This is a genomic window from Klebsiella aerogenes KCTC 2190 (assembly GCF_000215745.1).
GTDB classification, from domain to species: domain Bacteria; phylum Pseudomonadota; class Gammaproteobacteria; order Enterobacterales; family Enterobacteriaceae; genus Klebsiella; species Klebsiella aerogenes.
In genome coordinates this window covers 1,580,332-1,594,750 of record NC_015663.1, presented here as the reverse complement: position 1 = coordinate 1,594,750, position 14,419 = coordinate 1,580,332, and the positions used below count along the sequence as shown (strand labels likewise).

The 14,419-nt window shown below is 57.3% G+C and carries 10 protein-coding genes and 1 pseudogene; 5 read left to right on the top strand and 6 right to left on the bottom strand.

Translation table 11 applies throughout. The features are described 5' to 3' along the window. Position 1: 1 nt before the first annotated feature. The gene (gene argB, locus EAE_RS07735; protein WP_015368912.1) at positions 2-778 is read right to left on the bottom strand and encodes an acetylglutamate kinase; all 777 of its coding nucleotides are present in this window, start codon (positions 776-778) and stop codon (positions 2-4) included. A 9-nt stretch (positions 779-787) separates the two neighbouring features. Continuing rightward, entirely contained in the window at positions 788-1,792 is a 1,005-nt protein-coding gene (gene argC / locus EAE_RS07730; protein ID WP_015703956.1) for an N-acetyl-gamma-glutamyl-phosphate reductase, read from the bottom strand. Positions 1,793-1,905: 113 nt separating this feature from the next. Here argC and argE point away from each other — a divergent pair, with 113 nt between their 5' ends. Then, complete coding sequence (gene argE / locus EAE_RS07725; RefSeq protein ID WP_015368914.1) at positions 1,906-3,057, top strand: acetylornithine deacetylase; 1,152 nt, start codon at positions 1,906-1,908, stop codon at positions 3,055-3,057. Between the two features lie 257 nt (positions 3,058-3,314). Then, on the top strand, positions 3,315-5,966 hold the full coding sequence (ppc, locus tag EAE_RS07720) for a phosphoenolpyruvate carboxylase (RefSeq protein ID WP_015368915.1): 2,652 nt from the start codon (positions 3,315-3,317) through the stop codon (positions 5,964-5,966). Between the two features lie 46 nt (positions 5,967-6,012). Here ppc and zinT read toward each other — a convergent pair whose 3' ends face one another. Next, positions 6,013-6,663: a metal-binding protein ZinT gene (gene zinT, locus EAE_RS07715; RefSeq protein WP_015703955.1), complete on the bottom strand. Its 651-nt coding sequence runs from the start codon at positions 6,661-6,663 to the stop codon at positions 6,013-6,015. A gap of 24 nt (positions 6,664-6,687) precedes the next feature. Here zinT and EAE_RS07710 point away from each other — a divergent pair. From EAE_RS07710 to gldA, 3 genes and pseudogenes are all read left to right on the top strand, one after another. After that, positions 6,688-7,667, top strand: a pseudogene (locus EAE_RS07710) (AraC family transcriptional regulator). Positions 7,668-7,872: 205 nt separating this feature from the next. After that, positions 7,873-8,535 carry a fructose-6-phosphate aldolase gene (fsa, locus tag EAE_RS07705; protein ID WP_015703953.1) on the top strand — a complete coding sequence of 221 codons (663 nt, stop codon included), beginning with the start codon at positions 7,873-7,875 and terminating at the stop codon, positions 8,533-8,535. Between the two features lie 54 nt (positions 8,536-8,589). Further along, positions 8,590-9,693, top strand: coding sequence for a bifunctional L-1,2-propanediol dehydrogenase/glycerol dehydrogenase (gldA, locus tag EAE_RS07700; protein ID WP_015703952.1), 1,104 nt, complete (start codon positions 8,590-8,592; stop codon positions 9,691-9,693). Positions 9,694-9,730: 37 nt separating this feature from the next. Here gldA and EAE_RS07695 read toward each other — a convergent pair whose 3' ends face one another. The 3 genes from EAE_RS07695 to EAE_RS07685 all read right to left on the bottom strand — a co-directional run bounded on the left by EAE_RS07695 (position 9,731) and on the right by EAE_RS07685 (position 14,418). Next, positions 9,731-10,645, bottom strand: coding sequence for a DMT family transporter (locus tag EAE_RS07695; RefSeq protein WP_015368920.1), 915 nt, complete (start codon positions 10,643-10,645; stop codon positions 9,731-9,733). 151 nt (positions 10,646-10,796) lie between these two features. Continuing rightward, positions 10,797-11,684 (bottom strand): methylenetetrahydrofolate reductase, encoded by an 888-nt coding sequence (gene metF, locus EAE_RS07690; RefSeq protein WP_015368922.1) that lies wholly within the window; start codon positions 11,682-11,684, stop codon positions 10,797-10,799. Between the two features lie 301 nt (positions 11,685-11,985). Continuing rightward, a complete protein-coding gene (locus EAE_RS07685; protein WP_015703951.1) occupies positions 11,986-14,418 on the bottom strand; it encodes a bifunctional aspartate kinase/homoserine dehydrogenase II in 2,433 nt (810 codons plus the stop codon). Position 14,419: the final 1 nt, after the last annotated feature.

The following is a 14,419-nucleotide window of genomic DNA, read 5'->3' as shown; positions in this document are numbered from 1 at the left end:
CTTAAGCCAAAATACGCGTACCGATCGGGGTACCGTTAAATAATGCCGGCAGCTGCTCGGCATGGCGCCAGGAAGCGATATCCACCGGGCGGCCCAGCTCGCGCGCCGCGTCCAGCGCCGCGTTCACTTTCACGATCATGCCGTCGGTAATAATGCCCTGTTCAATCAGTTGCTCGGCCCTGGAGGCGGTCATTTCCGCAATCCGCTGACCTTTACCGTCGAGAATGCCGCTAACATCGGACAGCAAGATAAGATCCGCGCCCAACGTCGCCGCCAGCGCCGTCGCCGCCTGATCGGCGTTGACGTTCATCAGTTGTCCTTCGTCGGTGACGCCAATCGAGCTCACGACAGGCAGGTAGCCGCCCGCCAACAGCGTATTGATAAGCGTCGGCGAGCCTGCCTGCGCTTTACCGACGTGGCCCAGTTCTTCATCCAACTGAGTCACCTTCACGCTATCGCCATCGCCGAGGAACAGCCCTACCGAGGAAAGACCATGCTTTTTCGCCCATGCCAGCAGCGTTTTATTGGCAGTTCCCGCCAGCGCGCCGGTAATGATGTCAATCTGATCGGCAGGCGTTACGCGCAGGCCATTTTTCTTTTTCACCGGCAGATTAAGCTGTTTCATCAGCTCATCCACCACGCAGCCGCCGCCGTGGACGATAACCAGCGGACGCTGGTGTGTTTCGCGGTAGTGCACCAAGGCGGTAAACAGACGTTCCAGCGCTTCTTCGCTATCCAACAACACGCCGCCAAGTTTGATAATCAATGGATTGTTCATCATCACACCTTAAATTAAAGACTGCGTCTCAGCGAAGCCGAAACGAATGTTAGCGCACTGCACGGCCTGCGCTGCCGCGCCTTTCAGCAGGTTATCCTCTGCGGCCACGACGATAATATGTTCGTCCTGGACGGCAAAACCGATATCACAGAATGGCAGCCCAACTACGTTTTTCAGCGCCGGTACGCCTTTATCGTATAAACGGACCAACGGCTTATTGGCATAGGCCTGCTGGAAGACATCAGCCACCTGATCTTTACTGACGCCCGGCTTCAGGCGGCAGGTAATGGTTTCCAGAATACCGCGTTTAAAATTGCCCAAATGGGGAGTGAAGATCACCTCTGCGCCCAGATGGGTAGAAATTTCCGGATGGTGGCGATGATTGAAAACACCGTACGGCTGCAGGCTGACTTCGCAGAAGCTATTGCTCATCGCCGCCTTACGCCCGGCGCCGCTAACGCCGCTGGTGGCGTTGATCACCGGCCATTGCTTCAGATCCAACAGACCGGCATCGATCAGCGGTTTTAACGCCAGCTGCGCCGCCGTCGGGTAGCAGCCAGGCACCGCGATCAAATTCGCCTCTTTCAATGCTTCGACGTTCCACTCCGCCAGGCCGTATACCGCCTGTTTGAGCAGGTCCGGATGCTGATGCGTGAAACCGTAGTATTTTTCGTAGAACGCCCCATCGTTGACGCGAAACGCGCCGGATAAATCGAACACCACGCAGCCCGCGGCCAAAAACTGCGGCGCCAGATCGTGGCTGACTTCATGCGCGGTGGCGAGGAACACCACATCCGCGCCGGCGCTAAATTCGCTGATATCAGACATCGCCTGCAGCGGCAGGTCGACAATGCCTTTCAGCTGCGGATGTATATCGGAAATTAACTTTCCAGCATCATTGCTTTGCGCGGAGACGGTCAAAGCGGTTATGTTCATATGAGGGTGGCGATTTACATAGGCCACCAGCTCTGCGCCGGCATAGCCGCTAGCTCCCACGATCAGCGTATTTAGCATTGGAAGAGCATCTCCTTACATTCGATGGGTTTTATTGCGCTCAACGATATTGTATTTTTATTCACAAATACTGCATGAATATTGATACTATCATGACCTGAGGTGTGTCAACAATGAAAAACAATTTACCGCCCTTTATCGAGATTTACCGCGCATTGATCGCCACACCATCCATCAGCGCGACCGAAGAAGCGCTGGATCAAAGCAATGAGTCTTTAATCAATTTACTCGGCGGCTGGTTCCGCGATCTGGGCTTCAACGTCGAGATCCAGCCGGTACCTGAGACGCGCAATAAATTCAATATGTTGGCCAGCACTGGCCACGGCGCTGGCGGCCTGCTGCTCGCCGGGCATACCGATACCGTGCCTTTCGACGATGGTCGCTGGACCCGCGACCCGTTTACACTTACGGAGCACGACAACAAACTCTACGGGCTCGGCACCGCCGATATGAAAGGCTTCTTCGCGTTTATCCTCGATGCCCTGCGCGACGTTGACGTCAGTAAATTGAAAAAACCGCTGTATATTCTGGCCACCGCTGACGAAGAAACCAGCATGGCGGGCGCGCGCTACTTTGCCGAAACCACACAGCTGCGCCCGGATTGCGCCATCATCGGCGAGCCGACCTCGCTGCAGCCGGTGCGGGCGCATAAAGGCCACATTTCAACAGCGGTACGCGTACTGGGCCAGTCCGGCCACTCCAGCGACCCGGCGCGCGGCGTGAACGCTATCGAACTGATGCACGATGCGATTGGCCGCATAATGCAACTGCGCGATGATTTAAAAGAGCGTTACCACTATGCCGCCTTCACCGTGCCTTATCCGACGCTCAACCTGGGCGCCATTCACGGCGGCGATGCATCCAATCGCATCTGCGCCTGCTGCGAATTGCACATGGATATTCGTCCATTGCCGGGGATGACGCTTAACGACCTGAACGGCCTGCTGGATGAAGCGCTGGCGCCGGTCAGCGAACGCTGGCCGGGGCGTCTGACGGTCTCTGAGCTGCATCCGCCGATTCCAGGCTATGAATGCCCGCCGGACCACAAGCTGGTCGAAGTGGTTGAAAAACTGCTCGGCGCGCAGACCGAAGTGGTGAACTACTGCACCGAAGCGCCGTTTATCCAGACGCTGTGTCCTACGCTGGTGTTAGGACCGGGCTCCATCAACCAGGCCCACCAGCCGGATGAATATCTGGAGACGCGGTTTATTAAGCCGACGCGCGAACTCATCACCCAGGTTGTCCATCACTTCTGCTGGCATTAATCGCTGCTAGTTTCCCGCCTTCACGTGCGGAGGCGGGAGAGTGACGATCGTCACACTTCCATAAGTAATGCTTATCCGCCGACCGCTGAGTTAACTTTCGCAAATTATCGCCATTTATTCGTTTGCTGAAGCGATTTCGCAGCAATTGACGCGGGGGTATTTACGTGGCTTTATAAAAGACGGGTTGCTTATCCACTGCTCAAATCACGGAGCGCCGGATATAACAAAATAAAATGAGATGGGGTGTCTGGGGTAACATGAACGAACAATATTCCGCTTTGCGTAGTAATGTCAGTATGCTCGGTAAGGTGCTGGGCGACACCATCAAGGATGCGTTAGGAGAAAACATTCTTGATCGTGTCGAAACTATCCGTAAGTTGTCCAAATCTTCTCGCGCGGGCAATGAAGCCAATCGCCAGGAGCTGCTCACCACGCTGCAAAACTTGTCCAACGACGAGCTGCTGCCGGTGGCGCGCGCCTTTAGCCAGTTCCTGAATCTGGCCAATACCGCTGAGCAATATCACAGCATTTCGCCCAACGGCGAAGCCGCCAGCAATCCGGAAGTTATTGCGCGTACCCTGAGAAAACTCAAAGACCAACCCAATCTCAACGAAGACACCATAAAAAAAGCGGTGGAATCCCTGTCGCTGGAGCTGGTATTAACCGCTCACCCGACCGAAATCACCCGCCGGACGCTGATCCACAAAATGGTGGAAGTGAACAACTGCCTTAAGCAGTTGGATAACAAAGATATCGCCGACTATGAGCACAACCAGCTGATGCGCCGCCTGCGCCAGCTGATCGCCCAGTCCTGGCATACCGATGAAATTCGTAAGCACCGCCCTTCTCCGGTCGATGAAGCCAAATGGGGTTTCGCGGTAGTTGAAAACAGCCTGTGGGAAGGCGTGCCGAACTATCTGCGCGAGCTGAACGAACAGCTGGAAGCCAACCTCGGCTACCAGCTACCGGTTGATTTTGTGCCGGTACGATTCACTTCCTGGATGGGCGGCGACCGTGACGGCAACCCGAACGTCACCGCCGATATCACCCGCCACGTACTGTTGCTCAGCCGCTGGAAAGCGACCGATCTGTTCCTGAAAGATATCCAGGTGCTTATCTCCGAGCTGTCGATGGTCGAATGCACCGACGAGCTCCGCGATTTGGCGGGTGCGGAAGGCGCGCAAGAGCCGTATCGTTATCTGATGAAAAAGCTGCGTAGCCAGTTGATGGAGACCCAGGCCTGGCTGGAAGCGCGTCTGAAAGGACAAAAACTGCCGAAACCGGCGGGGCTTATCACGCAAAACGAACAGCTGTGGGAACCGCTGTATGCCTGCTATAAATCGCTGCAGGCCTGCGGAATGGGCATCATCGCCAACGGCGAACTGCTCGATACCCTGCGCCGGGTGAAATCTTTCGGCGTACCGCTGGTGCGTATCGATATCCGTCAGGAAAGTACCCGCCATACCGAAGCGCTGGGCGAAATGACCCGCTACCTCGGGATCGGCGATTATGAAAGCTGGTCGGAAGCCGACAAGCAGGCCTTCCTGATCCGTGAGCTGAACTCCAAACGCCCGCTGCTGCCGCGTCAGTGGGAGCCGAGCGAAGAGACCCGCGAGGTCCTCGACACCTGTAAAGTGATCGCCGAAGCGCCGCGTGGATCGATCGCCGCTTATGTGATCTCAATGGCCAAAACGCCGTCCGACGTGCTGGCGGTTCATCTTCTGCTAAAAGAAGCCGGTATCGGCTTTGCCCTGCCGGTCGCGCCGCTGTTTGAAACGCTGGACGACCTGAACAACGCCAACGACGTTATGACTCAGTTACTGAATATTGACTGGTATCGCGGCTTTATTCAGGGCAAGCAGATGGTCATGATCGGTTACTCCGACTCGGCCAAAGATGCCGGCGTGATGGCCGCCTCCTGGGCCCAGTACCAGGCACAGGACGCGCTAATCAAAACCTGCGAAAAAGCCGGTATTGAACTGACTCTATTCCACGGTCGCGGTGGCTCCATCGGTCGCGGCGGCGCTCCGGCCCACGCGGCGCTGCTCTCGCAGCCGCCGGGCAGCCTGAAAGGCGGCCTGCGCGTCACCGAACAGGGCGAAATGATCCGCTTTAAGTACGGCCTGCCGGAAGTGACCATCAGCAGCCTGTCGTTGTACACCAGCGCGATTCTGGAAGCCAACCTGCTGCCGCCGCCGGAACCAAAACCGCAGTGGCGCGAAATCATGGCCGAGCTGTCCGACGTCTCCTGCAAGATGTACCGCGGCTACGTGCGGGAAAACAAAGACTTCGTCCCTTATTTCCGCTCCGCGACCCCGGAACAAGAACTGGGCAAACTGCCGCTTGGCTCGCGCCCGGCGAAGCGTCGCCCGACCGGCGGCGTCGAGTCACTGCGCGCCATCCCGTGGATCTTCGCCTGGACCCAGAACCGCCTGATGCTGCCGGCCTGGCTGGGCGCCGGTGCCGCGCTGCAGAAAGTGGTCGAGGGCGGTAAGCAAAGCGAGCTGGAAAGCATGTGCCGCGACTGGCCGTTCTTCTCGACCCGCCTCGGAATGCTGGAAATGGTCTACTCAAAAGCCGACCTGTGGCTGGCGGAGTACTACGATCAGCGTCTGGTGAAACCGGAACTGTGGAAGCTAGGCGAAGAGCTACGTCAGCTGTTAACCGCCGATATCAAAGTGGTGCTGGCTATCGCTAATGACTCCCACCTGATGGCCGACCTGCCGTGGATCGCCGAATCCATCCAGTTGCGTAACATCTATACCGACCCGCTTAACGTCCTGCAGGCCGAACTGTTGCACCGTTCGCGCCAGGCTGAAGAGGCTGGCGAGGAACCGGATGCGCGCGTTGAGCAAGCGCTGATGGTCACCATTGCCGGCGTCGCGGCAGGGATGCGTAATACCGGCTAGTCACCGTTTCCCCCGGCCGCCCGGCCGGGGGATTTTCCCTCTCATTTTAGTGATGCAACATCTCATCGACGATCTGCTCTTTATGCAGCGCATAGGGATAATAGGTCGGCCAGTTATCCATCTCTTTCAGCAAGGCCTCCTGTGATTCATTGCCCATAAATATATGGAAATGCTGCGATTTGCGCGGGCCAATAATATGGTCGCTGAACTGGACGAATTTCGGCGCTTTGCCATCAGCCTGCTGGCACTCAAACAGGTAGCGAACGCCCTTCTTGCCGGAGGCGTATTGCAGGATTTTGTAGCCTGAGTAGGTATATTTGCAGCTATTAACGGTCTTACCGACGTGGAACTCTATCACGTCATCTTCGATGCCAATCTGCTCCACGTCGGTGGCGTAACCCTTCTTATAATAGGCGCGATACTCTTCCACGCTCTTGCCGCCGGGCTTTTTCGCCTTCTGCTCCAGAACCGGATCAAGGTCGCCATTCAGCAGGTACGGATTAACGGACTGCCAGACGCCATCCCAATCGCTCAACGCGCGATCCTTCACATCTTTATCGGCAAAAATGCCTTCGCTAGCCTGGCGTTCTATGTCGGTCAACGCTGGGCCATGGCTATGGTTACCGTGGGCGAACGCCTGGACGCTCGCAAGCGCCATGCCGAAGCCAAGCGCGAGCATGGGGATCTTTCGGGTCATTACTCTCTCCTGAGTTGAATATCGATTGCGATAAAGTGTTACGATATAACATATCTTAATCAAGAAGCAATAACGACAAGCTCGCGCTTTTACCGCTGGAAAAATGTCCGGTATGATGAAATGCGTGGCGTTTTGGCGGGGTAAAGATGGATAACAGCATCAATCAGCTCATTGATTCATTCGTGAAAAAACAAACCTGCATTGCAGAAGTGCATTTTACCGGTGAGTCACGCCCCCCTGCCGACGCCGCGATCAAGGTTGATTTTCCTCGTCTGAATATTGTCATTGAGGGGCAGTTGTACGATCTCGCCCTCGGCGATAATGCCGCGCCGCTGCAGCCGCGCGATGTACTGTATATTGCGGGCGATAGATGGAACTGGCCGCAATGGCAGACACCCTGCCTGCTATTAAGCATCTTATTCGGCAAACAGCAGTTGGAATTTTCGCTGCAGCGCTGGAGCGGCGAGGCGCTAACTCTTGTCCAGAAGATCCAGGTACCGCGCCGCGGGCCGCGCGTGGGTTCATTCCTGCTACAGGCGCTAAATGAAATACGTATGCAGCCGCAGGAACAACAAACCGCCCGCAGCATCGTGATTAGCCTACTCAGCCACTGTACCGATCTGCTGGGTAGTCAGGCGCAAACTTCATCGCGCAGCCAGGCGCTGTTCGAGGCGATCCGCCAGTATATCGATCTCCATTTCGCTGAGCCGCTGAGCCGGGAATCCGTAGCCCAGGAGTTTTATCTCTCTCCCAACTATCTCTCGCATCTGTTTCAGAAGTGCGGACCCATGGGTTTTAACGAATACCTCAATCATATCCGCCTCGAACAGGCGCGCATGCTGTTGAAAGGCCATGATATGAAAGTGAAAGACGTTGCCCACGCCTGCGGCTTCGCCGACAGCAACTACTTCTGCCGTCTGTTTCGCAAGAACACCGAACGTTCGCCTTCCGAATACCGCCGCCAGTATCACAGCCAGTTGACGGAAAAATCCTCTGCGCCGTAAAACTAGATTTTTGTAAGTAACTGTCTGCTGATTGCTGGCCACGTACCTTTATAAGCAGGAACAGGCGGACAAATGTGATCTAAATCATCCTTAATCGCAATGCGTACATTTATCCAGTTTTTGGCAAATTTGTCATCTGGCGAGCAAGCAAACGAAAACCGTATCCTTTCCTCAACATCACTGAATTACACATCGAGGAATGGTTATGGAACTCTATCTGGACACCGCGAACGTCGCTGAAGTTGAACGTCTGGCCCGCATTTATCCGCTGGCTGGCGTCACCACCAACCCGAGCATCATCGCCGCCGGCAAAACCGCGGTTTGGGACGTGCTGCCGCGCCTGCAAAAAGCCGTCGGCCCGGAAGGTGTTCTGTTCGCGCAGACCATGAGTCGCGATGCGCAGGGCATGGTGGAAGAAGCCAAACGCTTGAGCAACGCCGTGCCGGGTATCGTGGTTAAAATCCCGGTTACCGCCGAAGGTCTCGCCGCCATCAAACTGCTGAAAAAAGAAGGTATCCCGACTCTTGGCACCGCGGTCTATAGCGCTTCCCAGGGGCTGCTGGCGGCGCTGGCCGGCGCGAAATACGTCGCGCCATACGTCAACCGCGTCGACGCCCAGGGCGGTGACGGCATTCGCATGGTGCAAGAACTGCAATCTCTGCTGGAAATGCACGCCCCGGAAAGCAAAGTCCTGGCCGCGAGCTTCAAAACCCCGCGCCAGGCATTGGATTGCCTGTTAGCTGGCTGCGAAGCTATCACCCTCCCCTTAGACGTAGCGCAACAAATGCTCGGCACCCCCGCGGTAGAGTCAGCCATAGAGAAGTTCGAGCAGGACTGGAATAACGCATTTGGCACGTTGAACCTGTAATCCGATCGTCTGCCGCCGTCCGGCGGCTTGCACGGTTATCTAGGAGGAATCGAAATGGATCGCATTATTCAATCACCCGGTAAATACATTCAGGGCGCTGGCGCCATCAAGCGCCTCGGCGAATATCTTAAACCGCTGGCCGAACGGTGGCTTATCATCGGCGATAAGTTTGTTCTTGGCTTTGCCGAAGAGCAGTTGCGTACCAGCCTTGGCGGCGCTGGCCTGGTGGCCGAAATCGCACCGTTTGGCGGTGAATGTTCGCAAAATGAAATCAACCGCCTGCGCGATATCGCCAGCAGCGCCCAATGCCATGCGGTGCTCGGCATCGGCGGCGGCAAGACTTTGGATACCGCGAAAGCGCTGGCTCACTATATGCATCTGCCGGTAGTCGTGGCGCCGACCATCGCCTCCACCGACGCGCCGTGCAGCGCGTTGTCTGTTATCTATACCGACGATGGGGAATTCGAAAGCTATTTGATGCTGCCGCACAACCCGAACATGGTGGTTGTCGATACGCAGATCGTCGCGGCCGCGCCAGCTCGCCTGCTGGCCGCCGGGATTGGCGATGCGCTGGCGACCTGGTTTGAAGCCCGCGCCTGCTCGCGCAGCGGTGCGACCACAATGGCGGGCGGTAAATGCACTCAGGCAGCGCTGGCACTGGCGGAACTCTGCTACAACACGCTGGTTGAAGAAGGCGAAAAGGCGATGCTTGCCGCCGAGCAGCATGTGGTTACCCCAGCGCTCGAACGGGTGATCGAAGCCAACACCTACCTGAGCGGCGTCGGCTTTGAGAGCGGTGGGCTGGCGGCGGCTCACGCGATTCACAACGGTTTGACCGCCATCCCGGACGCCCATCACTTCTATCACGGCGAGAAGGTCGCGTTTGGTACCCTGACGCAGCTGGTGCTGGAAAACGCGCCGGTGGAAGAGATAGAAACCGCGGCGGCGTTGTGTCACAGCGTCGGCCTGCCCATCACGCTGGCGCAGCTCGATATTAAAGGCGACATCCCGGCCAAAATGCGCACGGTCGCGGAGGCCGCCTGCGCCGAAGGCGAAACCATCCACAACATGCCGGGCGGCGCCTGCGCCGACCAGGTTTACGCCGCGCTACTGGTTGCCGACCAATACGGTCAGCGTTTCCTGCAAGAGTGGGAATAATCTGCCCCAAATGCCCGGCATTTGCCGGGCATAACGCTTAACGAGTAATACCTTGCCTGGTAATCTGAGGTTGACGTTTTTTAAGGCTGATTATCGCCAGCGCCGCGACGATCAGCACAATACCAGCGCCTTCCACTAGCCCCGGATTTTCACCCAGCAGCCACCAGGAAAACAGCACGCCGCAAACCGGTACCGCCAGCGTACTCAGGCCGGCGACGCTGGCAGGCAGGTTACGCAGAACATACAGCCACAGACTCCAGGCCACCGCCGTCGCCAGGATTGCGCTATAGGCCAGTGCCCAAAAAACCCCAGGTTGCCAGTCAATGCTGCGCTGCGGCACCAGCCACGCCACCACGCTCATCACCAGCGCGGCATACAGCATCTGCCAGGCGGTTAACGACAGTAAATCGAGGCGCGGATAGCGGCGATACATGCGTTTGGCGACAATCGCGCTCGCCCCCCAACTGATGCCGGAGAGGATCGCCAGCAGCGCGCTTTTCATCGAGGAGAAATCCAACTGCCACGGCTGCAATACCAGCAGTAGACCGCACGCCGCCAGTACGATAGCGGCATATTGTAGCCGCCGCATGCGCTCGCCTAAAAACAGCGCCGCCATGATCACCACCCAGAACGGCATGGTATAGCTGAGAATGGCGACTTTACCTGCGCCGCCACTCATCAGCGCCCACTGCGCCAGACCGACCATGCCGCAGGTTTGCAGCAGCGCAATCGCCAGGGTGTAACCAAACGGCGTTGGCCGCATGCCGCGCCCGCGCAGCGCCAACACCGCCATCAGCACAATCGCGCCGAAAATACAGCGCAGGGCGGTAAAATCGAAAGCGCCGATATAGAGCGTTACCTGTTTCATCGCAATCCAGCTGTAGCTCCAGATAAGCGTCAGCAGGACGAGGCCACAACCGGCCAGGAGATTGCTGTTCCTTGCAACCGTCATAACTTCTCCACCGTCATGATTTTTGCGGGCACTATACTCTCTTTGGCGGCAGGTTGCTTAAGGGCAGAGCGCACTTTTCGTGCGAAAAAAGAGGGCGGCGAATTGCAGTTCGCCGCCCCGACAGGAATAAAAAAATAGGTAAAACAGGTAATTACGCTGGACGCACACCCAGGGTATGGCAAATGGCATAGCTCATTTCGGCGCGATTCAGGGTATAGAAGTGGAAATCTTTCACTCCTTCGCGGCTTAAAATTTTCACCATGTCCATGGCGATATTCGCCCCTACCAGTTGGCGCGTTTCGGCATCGTTATCCAACCCTTCGAACATTTTCGACATCCAGGTCGGAATACGCACGTTCGTCATATCGGCAAATTTCTTCGCCTGTTTAAAGTTGGAGACTGGCAGAATGCCCGGAATAATTTCCACATCGATACCGGCGGAGACGCAGCGGTCACGGAAACGCAGGTAGCTTTCGACATCAAAAAAGAACTGAGTGATCGCGCGATTAGCGCCCGCTTCTACTTTACGTTTCAGGTTCAATAAGTCGGCCTGCGCGCTTTTGGCTTCCGGATGCACTTCCGGATAGGCGGCGACGGAGATATCAAAATCACCGACGTCTTTTAGCAGCGTCACCAGGTCGGCGGCGTACATCTCCGGCTTGCCGCTACCCGGCGGCAGGTCGCCGCGCAGCGCGACGATATGGCGGATACCGTTGTTCCAGTAATCCTGGGCAATCGCGCGCAGTTCATCACGGCTGGCGTCGATACAGGTCAGGTGCGGCGCTGCTTCCAGACCAGTGCGGTCTTTAATGCCCTTGATAATGCTATGAGTGCGGTCGCGCTCGCCGGAGTTCGCCCCGTAGGTGACGGAAACAAACTTCGGCTTCAGGCTGCTTAAGCGATCGATGGATTTCCACAGGGTTTGCTCCATTTCACTGGTACGCGGCGGAAAGAATTCAAAGGACACATTAATCTGGCCCTGGACTTCCGCCAGGCTCTGATTCAGGGCTTCCCGCTGATTGGCGTGAAAAAAGCTCATACCTTACCTCATCAATCGCATTATATTTATCAGTCGTGTTGCGAACTTCTATACGTTTAGACGTCCAGATGTAAAAATGACGGAAAAGCGGGCGGGCGTCAATAGAAAAATCTGCGTAAACAGTGAGGAATTTTCAGTCAAAGTGAAAAAAGTTCATCTGGCGTCAGGCCAGGCGCGTTAATTATCCGCAAGATCAAAGAGCCCACGCTGCCGACGCAGCATCTCACCCTCTCAGGGCAGCTGGTGGCGCGGGAATGAGCATAATGAAGGCCGGCCCTACGGGCCGGCCTGAGAGGAGAGATTACAGCAACTGCGCCAGACGATTAATATCTGACTGAATAGCCCCGGCGGTGACATCGCGACCCGCGCCTGGCCCGCGGATCACCATTGGGTTATCGCGATACCAGCGACTCTCGATAGCGAAGACGTTATCGCATGGCAGCAGCGCCGCCAGCGGATGTTCCTGACGCACCGCTTCTACCCCGACGCGCGCTTTACCGTTGGCATCAAAACGCGCCACGTAACGCAACACCAGCCCCATTTCACGGGCGGCTTCAAGGCGCTGCAGCATCTGTTCGTTCAGCTCTTCGCCGTTCTCAAAGAAGTGGTCAACCGAGCCCTCTTCGCAATGCGCCGGAACCAGCGATTCCACGCGCACCTGATCCGGCTCGATATTGTAACCAGCTTCGCGCGCCAGGATCACCAGCTTGCGCATCACGTCTTTACCTGACAGGTCAACGCGCGGGTCCGGTTCGGTCAGCCCTTGCTGCCAGGCCTGATCCACCAGTTCGGTAAATGGCACCGTGCCGTCAAACTGCAGGAACAGCCAGGAGAGCGTACCGGAGAAGATACCGCTCAGCCCCAGGATGGTATCGCCGCTGTCGATGAGATCGCGCACCGTATGGTTAACCGGCAAGCCTGCGCCGACGGTGGCGTTATACAGCCAGTGACGTCCGGTCTTTTCGAAGGCGTCGTGGATCTGGCGATATTTATCGCTGCTGCTGGCGCCCGCCAGCTTATTGGCGCTGATCACGTGAAAACCGTGGCTGGCGAAATCCAGATACTGATCGGCCAGCTGTTCGCTGGCGGTCACGTCCAGCACCACTAAATCATCATAAGGGTGCGCGCGCATCCACAGGAATAGCGATTCTTCATCCTGCTCAACCGCTTCATCTTCAAAGAATGCCAATGCGCGACTGGCATCCAGACCTTCATAGTTCAGTAGGCTACGGCGGCTATCCACCACCCCAGCCAGCAGGAACTCAAAGCCGGTGCGGGCGGAAAGCGTGCTCTGTTCGCGCGCGAACAACTCCAGCCAGCGGGAGCCGATATTACCTTTGCCAAACAGCACCAGACCGATGCGTTTCTCAGCGCGGAACACGGAATGATGCAGCCCCTGAATCAGGCTCTCGGTTGGGCCGGCGCGCAGCACCGCCACCAGGCTGATGCCCTCTTCCGATTGCCAGGTAAACTCTACCGGCTGCCCTTTCAACTGCTGCCAGAAACGGTGGCAATGCAGCGGATTGCGGGTCACGCCCGCGCCGACCATCGCCACCAGCGCCAGCTTCTGGCGCAGACGCAGCTCGCCCGGCAGGCCCGCCTCGTCCAGCAGCTTCAGCGCGCTGTCGGCCACTTCAGAGGTGTAACAGAACTGCAGCAGCTTACGGTCGGCATGCACGCCCACCGCCAGCGGGCGCAGCTGCGCGCGTTTGAAAATCTGATCCAGCTCTTTATGCGCCAGTTTGAAATCCTGACCGGCCGGCACCTGGAATTCAATCAGGCAGACGTCGTCGTGACTGGTGACAATACGCGCGCCGGTGCCGGATGCCAGCACGCGCTCAATGCGCGTCGAACCCTGGTCCGGGGTATAGCTGCAGCGCAGCTGTAAATCGATATCGCTGCCGGAAACCGGCTGTAGCGTACGCGCGTGCAGCACCGGCGCCGCCAGTCGAGCCAGCTCGCTGGCCTCATCAAGGCGCAGCAGCGGCAGCAGGCACGCATCTTTCACTTTACGCGGGTCGGCGCTATAGACCCCGGCCACATCGCTCCAGATGGTGACGCGGGAGACCCCGGCCAGCGCGCCAATTTGGGTGGCGGAGTAGTCGGAACCGTTACGGCCCAGCAGCACGGTTTCTCCGGCATTGTTGCGGGCGATAAAGCCGGTCACCACCAGCCGTTTGTTGGGGTGCTGCGCCATCAACTGTTGTAACAACGGGTAGGACAAGCCTTCATCAACCTGCGGCTGCGCGGCGCGTTCCGCGCGCAGGAAGGCGCGCGCGTCCAGCCAGGCGGCTTCAACGCCAAGGTGATTCAGTACCGCCGCCATCAGGCGTGCGGACCACACTTCGCCGTGGCCGACGACTTCAGCATATACCGCATCGGTGATGCCGCTATCCAGCAGGCCCGCCAGACGTTCAAGATCGTGAATAAACGTCGCGATCAGCGCGTCAGCGGCGTCCGCCGGCAACAGGCTGGCGATCAGATCCATTTGATAGCGACGCAGCGCTTGTTGCACCTGATGCGCAGAAAGACGATCGGTCTGGCTTAGCTGCAGCCAGCTAATCAGCTGGTTGGTGGTGCTACCGGCGGCAGAGACGACCATCATATCGCCTGCCTGCGCATAGTCGGTCATGATCCCGGCGACGCGCAGGTAACATTTCGCATCCGCTAAACTACTCCCACCAAATTTGTGCAGCTGACGACCCTTCGCCCCTGCCTGCGCAATCACACTCATC